The sequence below is a fragment of the Enterobacter sp. CPE_E863 genome, assembly GCF_046521465.1.
Taxonomy (GTDB): Bacteria; Pseudomonadota; Gammaproteobacteria; order Enterobacterales; family Enterobacteriaceae; genus Enterobacter; species Enterobacter adelaidei.
The window spans coordinates 3,495,769-3,510,171 of record NZ_JBKFZX010000001.1; the positions used below are offsets into that span (position 1 = coordinate 3,495,769).

Annotated in this window: 17 protein-coding genes; 14 read left to right on the forward strand and 3 right to left on the reverse strand. The window is 53.0% G+C overall.

The genetic code is table 11. The features are described from left to right. Positions 1-34: 34 nt before the first annotated feature. Positions 35-640: an ankyrin repeat domain-containing protein gene (locus ACLHV8_RS17175; RefSeq protein ID WP_028016785.1), complete on the reverse strand. Its 606-nt coding sequence runs from the start codon at positions 638-640 to the stop codon at positions 35-37. A 321-nt stretch (positions 641-961) separates the two neighbouring features. Between ACLHV8_RS17175 and ACLHV8_RS17180 the strand changes: the two genes are divergently transcribed. The 4 genes from ACLHV8_RS17180 (at position 962) to ACLHV8_RS17195 (ending at position 3,027) form a co-directional block, all read left to right on the forward strand. After that, positions 962-1,900: a LysR substrate-binding domain-containing protein gene (locus ACLHV8_RS17180; protein WP_208594114.1), complete on the forward strand. Its 939-nt coding sequence runs from the start codon at positions 962-964 to the stop codon at positions 1,898-1,900. Positions 1,901-1,937: 37 nt separating this feature from the next. Then, on the forward strand, positions 1,938-2,237 hold the full coding sequence (locus tag ACLHV8_RS17185; RefSeq protein WP_208594113.1) for an ArsR/SmtB family transcription factor: 300 nt from the start codon (positions 1,938-1,940) through the stop codon (positions 2,235-2,237). Positions 2,238-2,246: 9 nt separating this feature from the next. Next, a complete protein-coding gene (locus tag ACLHV8_RS17190) occupies positions 2,247-2,768 on the forward strand; it encodes a rhodanese family protein (RefSeq protein ID WP_028016788.1) in 522 nt (173 codons plus the stop codon). Between the two features lie 79 nt (positions 2,769-2,847). After that, positions 2,848-3,027, forward strand: coding sequence for a hypothetical protein (locus ACLHV8_RS17195; RefSeq protein ID WP_028016789.1), 180 nt, complete (start codon positions 2,848-2,850; stop codon positions 3,025-3,027). A gap of 38 nt (positions 3,028-3,065) precedes the next feature. Here ACLHV8_RS17195 and stpA read toward each other — a convergent pair whose 3' ends face one another. Continuing rightward, complete coding sequence (gene stpA / locus ACLHV8_RS17200) at positions 3,066-3,470, reverse strand: DNA-binding protein StpA (RefSeq protein WP_028016790.1); 405 nt, start codon at positions 3,468-3,470, stop codon at positions 3,066-3,068. A gap of 471 nt (positions 3,471-3,941) precedes the next feature. Between stpA and alaE the strand changes: the two genes are divergently transcribed. Further along, the gene (gene alaE / locus ACLHV8_RS17205; protein ID WP_028016791.1) at positions 3,942-4,391 is read left to right on the forward strand and encodes an L-alanine exporter AlaE; all 450 of its coding nucleotides are present in this window, start codon (positions 3,942-3,944) and stop codon (positions 4,389-4,391) included. 32 nt (positions 4,392-4,423) lie between these two features. On the opposite strand, the gene ACLHV8_RS17210 is transcribed toward alaE, so the two are convergent. Then, positions 4,424-4,768 (reverse strand): DUF2002 family protein, encoded by a 345-nt coding sequence (locus tag ACLHV8_RS17210; RefSeq protein ID WP_006811693.1) that lies wholly within the window; start codon positions 4,766-4,768, stop codon positions 4,424-4,426. Between the two features lie 160 nt (positions 4,769-4,928). Here ACLHV8_RS17210 and ACLHV8_RS17215 point away from each other — a divergent pair, with 160 nt between their 5' ends. From ACLHV8_RS17215 to ACLHV8_RS17255, 9 genes are all read left to right on the forward strand, one after another. Beyond that, the gene (locus ACLHV8_RS17215) at positions 4,929-5,255 is read left to right on the forward strand and encodes a DUF883 domain-containing protein (RefSeq protein ID WP_208594112.1); all 327 of its coding nucleotides are present in this window, start codon (positions 4,929-4,931) and stop codon (positions 5,253-5,255) included. Positions 5,256-5,445: 190 nt separating this feature from the next. Then, the gene (gene nrdH / locus ACLHV8_RS17220; RefSeq protein WP_208594111.1) at positions 5,446-5,685 is read left to right on the forward strand and encodes a glutaredoxin-like protein NrdH; all 240 of its coding nucleotides are present in this window, start codon (positions 5,446-5,448) and stop codon (positions 5,683-5,685) included. After that, positions 5,682-6,092: a class Ib ribonucleoside-diphosphate reductase assembly flavoprotein NrdI gene (gene nrdI / locus ACLHV8_RS17225; protein WP_028016794.1), complete on the forward strand. Its 411-nt coding sequence runs from the start codon at positions 5,682-5,684 to the stop codon at positions 6,090-6,092. Before nrdH ends, nrdI begins: the two co-directional genes overlap by 4 nt. Further along, positions 6,065-8,209 carry a class 1b ribonucleoside-diphosphate reductase subunit alpha gene (nrdE, locus tag ACLHV8_RS17230; RefSeq protein WP_410376993.1) on the forward strand — a complete coding sequence of 715 codons (2,145 nt, stop codon included), beginning with the start codon at positions 6,065-6,067 and terminating at the stop codon, positions 8,207-8,209. The genes nrdI and nrdE overlap by 28 nt, the downstream gene beginning before the upstream one ends. 9 nt (positions 8,210-8,218) lie before the next feature. After that, positions 8,219-9,178: a class 1b ribonucleoside-diphosphate reductase subunit beta gene (gene nrdF / locus ACLHV8_RS17235; RefSeq protein WP_028016796.1), complete on the forward strand. Its 960-nt coding sequence runs from the start codon at positions 8,219-8,221 to the stop codon at positions 9,176-9,178. A gap of 330 nt (positions 9,179-9,508) precedes the next feature. Then, positions 9,509-10,711, forward strand: a complete 1,203-nt coding sequence (proV, locus tag ACLHV8_RS17240) for a glycine betaine/L-proline ABC transporter ATP-binding protein ProV (protein WP_208594109.1) — start codon at positions 9,509-9,511, stop codon at positions 10,709-10,711. Then, positions 10,704-11,768: a glycine betaine/L-proline ABC transporter permease ProW gene (proW, locus tag ACLHV8_RS17245; RefSeq protein WP_028016798.1), complete on the forward strand. Its 1,065-nt coding sequence runs from the start codon at positions 10,704-10,706 to the stop codon at positions 11,766-11,768. Before proV ends, proW begins: the two co-directional genes overlap by 8 nt. A 9-nt stretch (positions 11,769-11,777) precedes the next feature. After that, complete coding sequence (gene proX / locus ACLHV8_RS17250; protein WP_028016799.1) at positions 11,778-12,773, forward strand: glycine betaine/L-proline ABC transporter substrate-binding protein ProX; 996 nt, start codon at positions 11,778-11,780, stop codon at positions 12,771-12,773. A gap of 137 nt (positions 12,774-12,910) precedes the next feature. Next, on the forward strand, positions 12,911-14,095 hold the full coding sequence (locus ACLHV8_RS17255) for an MFS transporter (protein ID WP_028016800.1): 1,185 nt from the start codon (positions 12,911-12,913) through the stop codon (positions 14,093-14,095). The last annotated feature ends 308 nt before the right edge of the window (positions 14,096-14,403 follow it).

Here is a 14,403-nt window from a genome sequence, read left to right on the forward strand (position 1 = left end):
AGGGTTGCCAGCCGGCTAAGGCTGGCCGGATAGGTTACGCGCCCGCCGCCAGCAGCAGGTCAGCGATTGCGGTGAAGCCTTTTTCTCGCGCCAGTTCGAGCGGCGTTTTTCCGTATTTATCGGTCATGTGCGGGTTCGCGCCGTGATTCAGCAGCAGCTTTACAATTTCCTGCTGCTTCGCGCCGCCGTCATTTAAAACGATGGCTTCCAGCAGCGGTGTCCAGCCAACAAAGTTGGTGTGGTTAACGTTAATATCGGTTTTCTCCAGTAATTCGCGCACTATTTCCACGTGCCCTTTTTCACTGGCGGGTGTAATACCCACGCCACCGAAACGCGTCAGACGGTCGAGATCCGGATTTGCCGGAAGGACGATGCGCAGCAGGGTTAAATCGTTCGTCAGGCAGCTAATCAGGAAGGGGTTAAAACAGGTCTGGTCTTGTTTATCAATATCCGCGCCGGCGGCAATTAATAACTCCACACAAGAATAATGCTTTTTCAGGCTGGCAATAATAACCGCGGTTCTTTTCTGACGGTTGGTGGCGTTAATATCCACGCCTTTCTCCAGGCAGGCTTTTAGCGCATCGCTATTGCCCTCTTCTGCCGCCAGCAGAAATTCAGTAACGAGTTCAGTTCCAGACATATTCAGACTCCCGATGTTTTTATTTCTGTTGACCTGAGAATAGCAACAGCCTGGTCATAAAAGAATCCGCTTAAAAATGATTCATCGACAGTCAATTCATTATTGAGTTAAATTCAACAATTCAGCCAAAACGTGCGGCCGTGCAATCTTTTCCTTATGTTTTCGCGCTTTTTAACGCGTAAGGCTGCATTCTGCTTATGCCTGACAAAGCCTTGCTATGCGCGACTTACAGCAAAAAGTCAGAACTGTGATCGGCTTCAAATGCGTTGTAACAACGCTGTTAAAATATGTTCAAAACTGATGGCTCACAGGAGCAGTGATATGAATTCTATCTTTACCGAAGAGAACCTGCTGGCCTTTACCACCGCCGCACGCTTCGGCAGTTTCAGCAAGGCCGCTACCGAGCTGGGTGTCACCACCTCGGCCATCAGTTACACCATCAAGCGGATGGAGACCGGCTTAGACGTTGTGCTGTTTGTGCGCAACACACGCAGCATTGAGCTGACCGAGTCCGGCTTTTACTTTTATCGCAAAGCCACCGATCTGTTGAATGATTTTTATGCCATCAAACGCGGGATAGACACCATTTCTCAGGGTATTGAAGCGCGAGTACGCATCTGTATTAATCAGCTTTTATACACCCCACGCCATACCGCGCGGCTGCTGCAGGTGCTGAAAAAGCAGTTTCCCACCTGCCAGATAACCGTGACGACCGAGGTGTATAACGGCGTCTGGGACTCCATCATCAACAACCAGGCCAATATTGCCATTGGCGCGCCGGACACGCTGCTCGACGGCGGTGGCATTGATTACACCGAGATTGGCGCTATCCGCTGGGTATTCGCCATCGCTCCGGAACATCCGCTGGCCTTCGTCCCGGAACCAATAGCAGAGAGCCAGCTACGCCTGTATCCCAACATCATGGTGGAAGATACCGCCCATACCATTAACAAAAAGGTCGGCTGGTTGCTGCACGGGCAGGAGGCGATTCTGGTGCCGGATTTCAACACCAAATGTCAGTGTCAGATCCTGGGGGAAGGGATCGGTTTCTTGCCCGAGTATATGGCCCGCGAGGCGGTGGAAGAAGGCTTGTTAGTCACCCGGCGCATTAATAATCCACGTAAGGACTCACGCATGCTGCTCGCCACGCAGCATGCGGCGACCGGCCAGGTCACGCGCTGGATCAAACAACAATTTGGCCCTGCGGGGGTGCTGACCCACATCTATAGCGATCTCTTGTGGCGCGAAGCAATAAATTAGTTTAGCATTTTCTTAATTAAGTAAACCCTAAACTATTATGACTGAACTCGAACAACTTCAGGCCAGCGCTGAGCAGGCCACAGGACTCTTAAAAGCGATGAGCAACCCGCGTCGGCTGCTGATCCTCTGCACGCTGTGCGGTGCACCCGGCACCAGCGCGGGGGAGCTGGCTCGCGCAACGGGACTTAGCCCCTCCGCCACGTCGCAGCATCTGGCGCGTATGCGTGAAGAAGGGCTTATCGACAGCAGCCGCGAAGCGCAGCGCATTCTCTATTTCATTAAAAACGATGCCGTGTATCAGCTTATCAGCACCCTGAAAACCCTTTATTGCCCGTAAGGAGCCGCCATGTCACTTCCTCTTCTATCACCGCAGCAGGCCAAAGCGCGCGTTGCCGAAGGTGCAAAACTGATTGATATTCGTGATGCCGATGAGTATGCCCGCGAGCATATTCCGGCTGCACAGTCCATACCGCTGGACACCTTACCCGGCGGGCTTACTACACGGGCGGGTGAAACCGTGATTTTTCACTGTCAGTCCGGCGCCCGGACGTCCGGAAATGCTGACCGCCTTGCACAGGCTGCTGCCCCCGCTCAGGCATTTGTCGTCGAAGGTGGCATTCAGGGCTGGAAGCAGGCTGGACTTCTGACTGTCGAGGACAAATCGCAGCCGCTCCCGCTGATGCGTCAGGTGCAAATTGCCGCCGGGCTGTTGATTCTCTGTGGTGTGGTGCTGGGCTATAGCGTCTCAAGCAGCTTTTTCCTGCTCAGCGGTTTTGTGGGGGCCGGGCTGCTCTTCGCAGGTCTGACAGGTTTTTGCGGTATGGCACGACTGCTGAAAGTGATGCCATGGAACCGGCGTACCTCATAAGCAGTAATCCGTGAATTACACTGTACCCGGCAGCGCGCGTGGGCTAAGGTGAAGTTCACTAAAACGATGAGGAGGTAATATGTTTTCTGTCGGTGATTATGTGCAACCGCGTAAAGGCGGTCCGAAACTGAAAGTCATTGAAGTTGAGGGTGACAGCGTTGTGGCGGTACAGGCCAGCAATGAACAAGGCGAGAAATATACCCTGAAAGCCAGCGATCTGGCTCTGTATACCGAAGACGGTGATTTCGGCGTCTGCTGAACAGACAACCGGACGGAGTGATCCGTCCGGCTCACGGATTAGATCAGAAAATCATCCAGTGATTTACCGTTTGCCAGCGCACTGGCAATTGGCTTCGGCGTACGTCCCTGGCCAGTCCACGTTTTTTCTTCACCGTTCTGGTCAATAAAACGATATTTTGCTTCACGCGCTTTACGTTTTTTCGCCGTCTTTCCTGCCTGCGCCAGATCTGAACCCAACAGGTCAGTCGGTGAAATACCATCGGCTTTCATCCGTTCCAGCAGAGCGTTAATTTTTTCCTGCTGCTCAGTACGCTGCTGCTCTAATTCCGCCAGTTCACTACGTTTCTCTTCAGCAACGACCCTGACCTTTTCCAGCATTTCCTCAAGAACGTCCAGGGATAATTCACGCGCCATGGCGCGCAGAGTTCGGATATTATTAAGATTCTGTAACGTCAAAGACATATTATTTGGAAACCTTTTCTTTGGGGTAAATAGATAAATCACAGTCAGAATAATTCATTTCTGTCTAAATATCTACCCACAGGACTTTCCTGACAATAGTGTAAATATCTTTAAATATCGACAATAATAATATTCGCGCACAACATCAGCACCGACAGAAACGGTCAACGTTAAGCCAAATTACAGCATACTGTTCCAAAAAAGCCCCTCCTGGCACCACCCTTCAGACCAACAGAATCAACCATCTGATTTTTATAAAAAAATACCCCGCAAAGACACAATATAACGAACCAAACAAAAAACAATCAATTTTAGAGAATTTTGTGGACAAAACGCGACTAAATAAAAATTATTCACTAGTTGTTAGTTTAAACTCAGAGATATACGCTATACACATCAAACAAACCAACCTAAAGCACTAATCGCTGCGGGAAAATCGTTTTTATTGTGTTCTTCTCAAGGAGTTCAGACATGTTCTCACCGCAATCACGCCTTCGCCATGCGGTAGCGGATACTTTCGCGATGGTTGTCTACTGTTCTGTCGTGAACATGCTGATTGAAATATTCCTCTCCGGAATGACCTTCGAGCAGTCACTTTCTTCTCGTCTGGTGGCAATCCCGGTCAACATTATTATTGCCTGGCCTTATGGATTATACCGTGATGCGGTCATGCGCCTCGCACGCCGTATCAGCCCCGCAGGCTGGGTCAAAAACCTGGCCGACGTTCTGGCGTATGTGACGTTCCAGTCCCCGGTTTACGTGGCTATTCTGCTGACAGTCGGCGCAGACTGGCACCAGATCGTCGCGGCGGTCAGTTCGAATATTGTGATTTCAATGCTGATGGGTGCGGTGTACGGCTATTTTCTCGACTACTGTCGCCGCCTGTTCAAGGTCAGCCAGTACAATCAGGCCAAAGCGTAATGTGAGGCGACTGGCGCACGCCAGTCGCTGATTTACTGTACGTCGCCAAACAGTCCTTTCAAAAACCGCTCCAGTGCCATACGTGAACTGAAGCCATGCGGAATACCATAATGTTCATGCGTCTCGCCGCCTAAATAGAGCGGAAATTGCTGATAATGATCGCAGGTTTTAATATCCGAGGCTGGCTCAGCAAATGACAAACTTCTGTCTTTCAGTGTCGGGTGAATAATGAGCGCGGTACGTCCCATTCTGGCTTCACGATTAACGTAAACATAATTCTCACCACGGCGATATCCATACGCTTTTGATGTCACCTCATCCATGGTGAATCCCTCTTTTTCAAGAACGCGCGCCACCTCATCAGGTCGTAAATACATATCTTTTCCTCGTTATCTTTTCCTGCCCGGCAACCTTACAGTATTCAGCATTAGCAGGGCTTTCAGAATATTCCATAAACTGCCGGATAACGCGTGATGCACTTCAGATATTACATTTCTGAACTAAACTAAGCGGGAACACAAAATTACGGAGGATCGTATGTTTAACAGAACGAACCGAAACGATATTAACGACGACGCTCAGGATATTCGTAATGATGTCAGCCAATTAGCTGACTCACTGGAAGAGGTATTGAAATCCTGGGGAACTGACGCGAAGGACGAAGCGGATGCCGCAAAACATAAGGCTCAGTCTCTGCTCCGTGAAACCCGTGCGCGGATGAACGGCCGTTCACGTACGACTCAGGCAGCCTGTGATGCCGTCAGCTGTGCAAGCACCTTTGTTCGTGAAAGACCGCTCTGTACGCTGGGCACAGTAGCCGCCGTCGGTATCTTTGTGGGTGCCCTGCTTAACTTGCGTAAGTAACCCGCCTGAAAAACCCGCACAGCCCACCCTGCCCCGCTGTGCTCATCATCGGGGCAAAATCAATCTAAATTTCCCATATCTTGTATGGTTGAAACTTAGGATAACTACATCTAGTATCTCCTTTAGCAAGACACACAAATCTGACGCGTACATACGCGCCGTGCTCTCATTTTAAATGGAAATACGAATCATGAGCATTATTATTTACATACGTAACGATTGCGTTCAGTGCCATGCGACTAAACGTGCGATGGAAAGCCGCGGGGTGGCATTTGAGATGGTGAATATCGACCAGCAGCCAGAAGCAGCCGATATCCTGCGCGCGCAGGGTTTTCGCCAGCTTCCGGTAGTGGTTGCCGGGGAAACCAGCTGGTCAGGTTTCCGTCCGGATATGATCAACCGCCTCGCCGCTCAGGCCGCCAGGGCATGAGCGGACTGGTTTTCTTCTCCAGCAGCTCGGAAAACACGCTCCGCTTTATCGAGCGCCTCGGGCTGCCTGCGACCCGCATTCCGCTGAACGAGCGAGAGCGGATCCAGGTAGAGGAACCTTACATACTGGTGGTGCCCAGCTATGGCGGCGGCGGTACGGCGGGGGCAGTTCCCCGCCAGGTGATCCGCTTTCTTAACGATCCCCATAACCGACAGCGTATTCGCGGCGTGATCGCGGCGGGTAATCGCAATTTCGGTGACGCCTTTGGTCGCGCCGGGGATGTTATCTCTCAAAAATGCGGCGTGCCGTATCTCTATCGTTTCGAACTGATGGGGACACAGCAGGACGTAGAGAACGTGCGTAAAGGAGTGAAGGAATTTTGGCAACGACAACCGCAGAACGGGTAATTCAGGCAACACCGGATTACCACGCATTAAACGCGATGCTTAACCTCTATGACCGCGAGGGGCACATCCAGTTTGGCAAAGACCACGAGGCAGTGGACGCCTTTTTCACCGCCCATGTCCGCCCCAATAGCGTAACGTTTGAAAGCCAGAATGCGCGGCTCGACTATCTGGTCAATGAAGGCTATTACGAAGAACGCATCCTCACCCGTTATGATCGCGCCTTCGTGGTGAGGTTGTTCGAACGCGCGCACGCCAGCGGTTTTCGTTTCCAGACCTTCCTCGGCGCGTGGAAGTATTACACCAGCTACACGCTGAAAACGTTCGACGGTAAACGCTACCTCGAAAGTTTTGAAGACCGCGTGGTGATGGTGGCGCTGACGCTGGCCCAGGGTGATGAAGCACTGGCTGAACGGCTGATGGCGGAGATCCTCTCCGGCCGCTTCCAGCCCGCCACACCGACCTTCCTTAATTGTGGCAAAGCCCAGCGCGGCGAGCTGGTTTCCTGCTTCCTGCTGCGTATCGAAGACAATATGGAGTCGATTGGTCGAGCGGTGAATTCAGCGCTGCAACTTTCCAAACGCGGTGGCGGCGTGGCGTTTTTGCTCTCTAACCTGCGTGAAGCCGGAGCGCCAATTAAGCGCATCGAAAACCAGTCTTCCGGCGTGATCCCGGTGATGAAAATGCTGGAAGATGCCTTCTCCTATGCCAATCAGCTTGGCGCACGCCAGGGCGCAGGCGCGGTGTATCTGCACGCGCACCATCCGGATATTCTGCGTTTTCTCGACACCAAACGCGAAAACGCCGATGAAAAAATCCGCATCAAAACGCTGTCGCTCGGCGTGGTGATCCCGGATATCACCTTTGCCCTCGCCAAAGAGAATGCCGACATGGCGCTGTTCTCGCCTTACGATATCGAGCGTATCTACGGGAAAGCGTTCGGGGATGTCGCTATCAGTGCGCTGTACGACGACCTGGTAGCCGACGAGCGCATTCGTAAAACCTACATCAACGCCCGCGATTTCTTCCAGACGCTTGCCGAAATTCAGTTTGAGTCCGGCTATCCATACATCATGTATGAAGATACGGTGAATCGCGCCAACCCGATTGCCGGCCGCATTAACATGAGCAACCTGTGCTCGGAGATTTTGCAGGTCAACAGCGCGTCGACCTATGATGAAAACCTGGACTACGCTGACATCGGCAAAGATATCTCCTGCAACCTCGGGTCGCTGAATATTGCCCACACCATGGATTCCCCGGATTTTGGCCGCACGGTTGAAACCGCCATTCGCGGGCTGACGGCGGTGTCAGACATGAGCCACATCCGCAGCGTGCCTTCTGTTGAAGCGGGAAATACCGCGTCGCACGCCATCGGTCTCGGCCAGATGAACCTGCACGGTTATCTGGCACGGGAAGGCATCGCCTACGGCAGCCCGGAAGGGCTGGATTTCACCAACCTCTATTTTTACACCATCACCTGGCATGCGCTGCATACCTCAATGATGCTGGCGCGCGAGCGCAACCAGCGCTTCGTCGGTTTTGAACAGTCGCGCTACGCCAGTGGCGAATATTTTAGCCAGTATCTGGAAGGCGACTGGCAGCCAAAAACCGGGAAAGTACGCCAGCTATTTGCCCGTTCAGGTATCACCCTGCCCACGCGCGCGATGTGGCAACAGCTGCGTGATGACGTAATGCGGCACGGCATCTACAACCAGAACCTGCAGGCGGTGCCACCGACCGGCTCGATCTCTTACATCAACCATGCCACGTCGAGTATTCATCCGATTGTGTCGAAAATAGAGATCCGCAAGGAAGGCAAAACCGGGCGCGTTTATTACCCTGCTCCGTTTATGACCAACGACAATCTGGCGCTGTATCAGGACGCCTATGAAATCGGGTCGGAAAAGATTATCGACACCTACGCCGAGGCAACAAAACACGTGGACCAGGGACTGTCGCTGACGCTCTTCTTCCCGGATACCGCCACCACCCGCGATATCAACAGGGCGCAGATTTATGCCTGGAAGAAAGGCATCAAGACGCTGTACTACATTCGCCTGCGTCAGCTTGCGCTGGAAGGCACCGAAATCGAAGGCTGCGTATCCTGCGCGCTGTAAGGAGAAAGGATGAAACTATCACGCGTGAGTGCCGTTAACTGGAATAAAATTCAGGACGATAAAGATCTGGAGGTGTGGAACCGGCTCACCAGCAACTTCTGGCTGCCGGAAAAGGTGCCGCTCTCCAACGATATCCCGGCCTGGCAAACGCTGAACCACGCCGAACAACAGCTGACAATCCGCGTCTTTACCGGACTCACGTTGCTGGACACCATCCAGAACACCGTGGGTGCGCCTGCCCTGATGACCGACGCGCTGACGCCACATGAAGAGGCGGTGATGTCGAACATCAGCTTTATGGAGGCGGTGCATGCTCGCTCCTACAGTTCGATTTTCTCCACACTGTGCCAGACCAAAGACGTGGATGCGGCGTATACCTGGAGCGAAGAGAGCGAGTCATTACAGCGCAAGGCGAATCTGGTGCTGGCGCATTATCAGGCTGATGAGCCGCTGAAGAAGAAAATCGCCAGTGTGTTTCTGGAATCTTTTCTTTTCTATTCCGGCTTCTGGCTGCCGATGTACTGGTCCAGCCGTGGCAAATTGACCAACACTGCTGATTTGATTCGCCTGATCATTCGCGATGAGGCGGTGCATGGGTATTACATTGGCTATAAGTATCAGAAAGGACTGGAGAAAGTCAGCGAGCAAAAGCGCGAGGAACTCAAAGGCTTCGCGCTCGATTTACTGATGGATTTGTACGATAACGAGCTGAGCTATACCGAGGAACTGTATGCCGGAACCGGCTGGGAGGAAGACGTGAAGGCGTTCCTCTGCTACAACGCCAACAAAGCGCTGATGAATCTCGGTTACGACGCGTTATTCCCACCAGAGATGGCGGAAGTGAACCCGGCGATCCTGGCGGCGCTGTCACCCAACGCTGACGAGAACCACGATTTCTTTTCCGGATCGGGCTCCTCGTATGTAATGGGTAAAGCAGTAGAGACAGAAGATGAGGACTGGGATTTTTAATCACCACTAACGTTCGTTAATTTAATATAAACAGACATTTTTTCCCCCTGTATTTGCATAGCAACTACACTGTAATGTCCACGTCATATTCGCCTGAATAGATCCAGTTCAGGCGAAATTTCCCGATGCTGCAACAAAAATTTAAGAAAAACTCAAATCACGCTCAGCCCTTTGCTCATGGGAAATTCAGCCATTTCGTTTACGGCAAAATTCATGCCATAAGCAAACCCAGGGTTGTCTCAGATTCTCAGTATGTTAGGGTTATGCCCGTTAACAATTTACCATGGTAATCATATCGGCATAAACAAATAACAGGACACTCTCTATTGCATGGCAATTAAATTAGAAGTGAAAAATCTTTATAAAGTATTTGGCGAGCATCCGCAGCGTGCTTTCAAATATATCGAAAAAGGACTTTCGAAAGAGCAAATTCTGGAAAAAACAGGGCTATCGCTTGGCGTTAAAGACGCCAGTCTGGCCATTGAAGAAGGCGAGATTTTTGTCATCATGGGATTATCCGGTTCGGGTAAATCCACTATGGTTCGCCTTCTCAATCGCCTGATTGAACCCACCCGCGGACAGGTACTGATTGACGGCGTGGATATCGCCAGAATATCAGACGCCGAGCTTCGCGAGGTGCGCAGAAAGAAGATTGCAATGGTGTTCCAGTCATTCGCGCTGATGCCGCACATGACGGTGCTGGATAATACCGCTTTCGGCATGGAATTAGCCGGCACGCCGGCTCAGGAACGCCAGGAAAAAGCCCTTGATGCACTGCGTCAGGTAGGGCTGGAAAATTATGCTCATGCCTACCCGGATGAACTCTCCGGCGGTATGCGTCAGCGTGTGGGATTAGCCCGTGCATTAGCCATTAATCCAGACATATTATTAATGGATGAAGCCTTCTCAGCGCTAGATCCTTTAATTCGCACCGAGATGCAGGATGAGCTGGTAAAATTACAGGCCAAACATCAGCGTACGATTGTCTTTATTTCCCACGATCTCGATGAAGCGATGCGTATTGGCGATCGTATTGCCATTATGCAAAATGGCGAAGTCGTACAGGTCGGCACGCCGGATGAAATTCTTAATAATCCGGCGAATGATTATGTGCGAACCTTCTTCCGCGGCGTGGATATTAGCCAGGTCTTTAGCGCCAAAGATATTGCCCGCCGTACACCGAACGGCATTATCCGTAAAACGCCTGGATTTGGCCCACGCTCCGCACTGAAGCTGTTGCAGGATGAAGACCGGGAATACGGTTATCTGGTTGAACGCGGCAATAAATTTGTCGGCGTGGTTTCCATCGACTCCCTGAAAACCGCCCTGAGCGAAAACCAGGGAATTGATGCGGCGGTAATCGACACTCCGCTTGCCGTCGATGCCGAAACGCCGCTCAGTGAGTTGCTCTCTCACGTGGGTCAGGCGCCGTGCGCCGTACCCGTCGTCAGTGAAGAACACCAGTACGTCGGTATCATCTCAAAACGCATGTTGCTGCAGGCTTTAGATCGCGAGGGGGCAAACAATGGCTGATCAATCAAACCCGTGGGGCACCACTGAGGCCGCAGACAGCGCGGCACAATCTGCCGATGCGTGGGGTTCCACGCCAGCACCTGCCGATGGCGGCGGCGCGGCAGACTGGCTCAATAGCGCACCGGCACCGGCGCCAGAGCACTTCAACATCATGGACCCGTTCCACAAGACGCTAATCCCGCTGGACAGCTGGGTGACGGAAGGGATCGACTGGGTAGTCACCCATTTCCGTCCGGTATTCCAGGGGATCCGCGTCCCGGTAGATTACATTCTCAACGGCTTCCAGCAGCTGATGCTGGGCATGCCCGCGCCGGTGGCGATTGTGCTGTTTTCCCTGATCGCCTGGCAGTTTGGTAGTGCTGGTATGGGGATCGCCACGCTGATCTCGTTGATTGCGATTGGAGCCATTGGCGCGTGGTCGCAGGCGATGATCACCCTGGCACTGGTGCTGACCGCCCTGCTCTTCTGCATTGTCATCGGTTTGCCGATGGGGATCTGGCTGGCACGCAGCCCACGGGCGGCGAAGATCATTCGTCCATTGCTGGATGCGATGCAGACGACACCTGCATTCGTCTACCTGGTGCCTATCGTGATGCTGTTCGGCATCGGTAACGTGCCGGGCGTGGTGGTGACGATTATCTTCGCCCTGCCGCCGATTATTCGTCTAACCATTCTGGGGATTAACCAGGTCCCTGCCGACCTTATCGAAGCGTCACGCTCTTTCGGCGCCAGCCCGCGCCAGATGCTGTTTAAAGTGCAGCTTCCGCTGGCGATGCCGACCATCATGGCAGGCGTCAACCAGACGCTGATGCTGGCCCTGTCAATGGTGGTGATCGCTTCGATGATCGCCGTTGGCGGTCTGGGGCAGATGGTTCTGCGCGGCATCGGCCGTCTCGATATGGGGCTGGCGACCGTCGGCGGTGTCGGGATTGTGATCCTCGCCATTATTCTTGACCGCCTGACTCAGGCTGTCGGTCGTGATTCACGCAGTCGCGGCAACCGTCGCTGGTATACCACCGGCCCTGTCGGGTTACTCACCCGCCCATTCATAAAATAAGGAACAACGATGCGACATAGCGTACTTTTTGCCACAGCGTTTGCCACCCTTGTCTCCACCGGCACCTATGCGGCCGACCTGCCGGGCAAAGGCATTACCGTGCAACCGGTTCAGAGCACCATTTCGGAAGAGTCCTTCCAGACCCAGATAGTCAGCCGTGCGCTGGAGAAACTGGGCTATACGGTGAATACCGCCAGCGAAGTGGATTACAACGTTGGCTACACCTCGATTGCATCCGGCGATGCCACCTTTACCGCCGTCAACTGGCAGCCACTGCATGACGATATGTATGCCGCCGCCGGGGGGGACAAGAAATTTTACCGCGAGGGCACCTTCGTGACCGGTGCGGCACAGGGTTATCTGATCGACAAGAAAACCGCCGATAAGTACCACATCACCAATATTGAACAGCTGAAAGATCCGAAGATCGCCAAACTGTTCGACACCAACGGTGACGGCAAAGCCGACATGATGGGCTGCTCACCGGGCTGGGGTTGTGAAGCGGTCATTAACCACCAGAACAAAGCCTATGATCTGGCAAAAACGGTCGATGTGAGCCACGGTAACTACTCAGCGATGATGGCCGACACCATTGCCCGTTTCAAAGAGGGCAAGCCGGTTATCTACTACACCTGGACCCCGTACTGGGTCAGCGACGTGCTGAAACCGGGTAGAGACGTGGTGTGGCTGCAGGTACCGTTCTCCTCCCTGCCGGGCGAGCAGAAAGATATCGACACTAAACTGCCGAACGGTATGAACTACGGCTTCCCGGTAAACACCATGCATATCGTCGCCAACAAAGCCTGGGCGGAGAAAAACCCGGCGGCAGCGAAGCTGTTCTCAGTGATGAAACTGCCGCTGGCCGACATCAACGCCCAGAATGCCATGATGCATGCAGGTAAATCGTCCGAGGCTGATATAAAAGGTCATGTGGATGGCTGGATAAAAGCCCACCAGCAGCAGTTCGACGGCTGGGTGAAAGAGGCGCTTGAGGCGCAGAAGTAATACTCCGAATTCCCTCTCCACCCGGAGAGGGAACCTAAACCGCACAATACAACACCCAACACTCCCCCAACTTTCACAATCATTGGGTATGATGGTTTCCGGAAAAATAATCACTCAACTAATGATTCCTGAAACCAATGACCAAAACAACGCAAGGGCTTAGCCCCGCACTCATCCTTTTAATGTCCGTGGCAACGGGTCTGGCGGTTGCCAGCAACTATTACGCACAACCTCTGCTTGATACCATCGCCCGCGCGTTCAATCTCTCCGCCAGTTCCGCAGGCTTTATCGTCACCGCTGCACAGCTCGGATATGCCGCCGGGCTGCTGTTCCTGGTGCCGCTGGGGGATATGTTTGAGCGCCGAATGTTAATTGTCTCCATGACCCTGCTGGCCGCCGGCGGGATGCTGATCACCGCCAGCAGCCAGTCATTAACAATGATGATTATCGGCACCGCGCTCACAGGGTTGTTCTCTGTTGTGGCGCAAATTCTGGTCCCGCTCGCCGCCACTCTCGCCTCCCCCGAAAAGCGCGGCAAAGTGGTGGGCACCATCATGAGTGGCTTGCTGCTGGGGATTTTACTGGCTCGTACCGTTGCAGGGTTGCTGGCAAGCCTCGGTGGCTGGCGCACCGTTTACTGGGTGGCGAGCGTATTGATGGTCGTGATGGCGCTGGCCCTGTGGCGCGGCCTGCCGAAGGTGAAGCAGGAGAATCACCTGAACTATCCGCAGCTTCTGGCCTCCGTTTTCAGTCTGTTTACGCAGGATAAACTCCTGCGCACTCGTGCCCTGCTAGGGTGTTTCACCTTCGCCAATTTCAGTATTTTGTGGACGTCGATGGCCTTTCTGCTGGCCGCGCCACCGTTTAACTATTCTGAAGCGACGATTGGTCTGTTCGGTCTGGCTGGCGCCGCTGGTGCTCTGGGTGCGCGTCCCGCTGGCGGGCTTGCCGATAAGGGCAAATCCCATCTGACCACCTCCGCAGGGCTGATTTTACTTCTGCTCTCCTGGGCGGCGATTTGGTATGGGCACGTCTCGGTACTGGCGCTAATCGTCGGTATTCTGGTGCTCGACCTCACCGTGCAGGGCGTTCACATCACCAATCAGACCGTGATCTATCGCGTGAAGCCAGAGGCACGTAACCGCCTGACGGCCGGATACATGACCAGCTACTTTATTGGCGGCGCAGCGGGTTCATTAATTTCCGCCTCTGCGTGGCAGCATGCGGGTTGGTCAGGCGTATGTGGAATTGGGGCTATCGTCGCCGCGCTGAACCTGCTTGTATGGTGGCGCGGTTACCATCGTCAGGATGCGATTAACTAAGTTTTACATTGCGTTGGGCCTCTTAGGGTATAAAGAGACCCTTCAGTCTGTTAATGTAAACGTAATCATTTATCCCAGAAATTTTAATGTGGGTGACATATTTACAATCGGCATGAATAGTTCAGACCCCCGTCCTCACATCCTCTCTTCAGCGGGTTCACACCCTACGCTTTCTGTGCTCACCGGGTCACGGACTTACCCGGCGCTTTCTGATGGTGACATAAGTTTGGCGGATATAACCGCACAAATAATTCATTTACATTATTTGTCACTATCGTTACTATATCGGCTGTAATTAATGAGGTTAT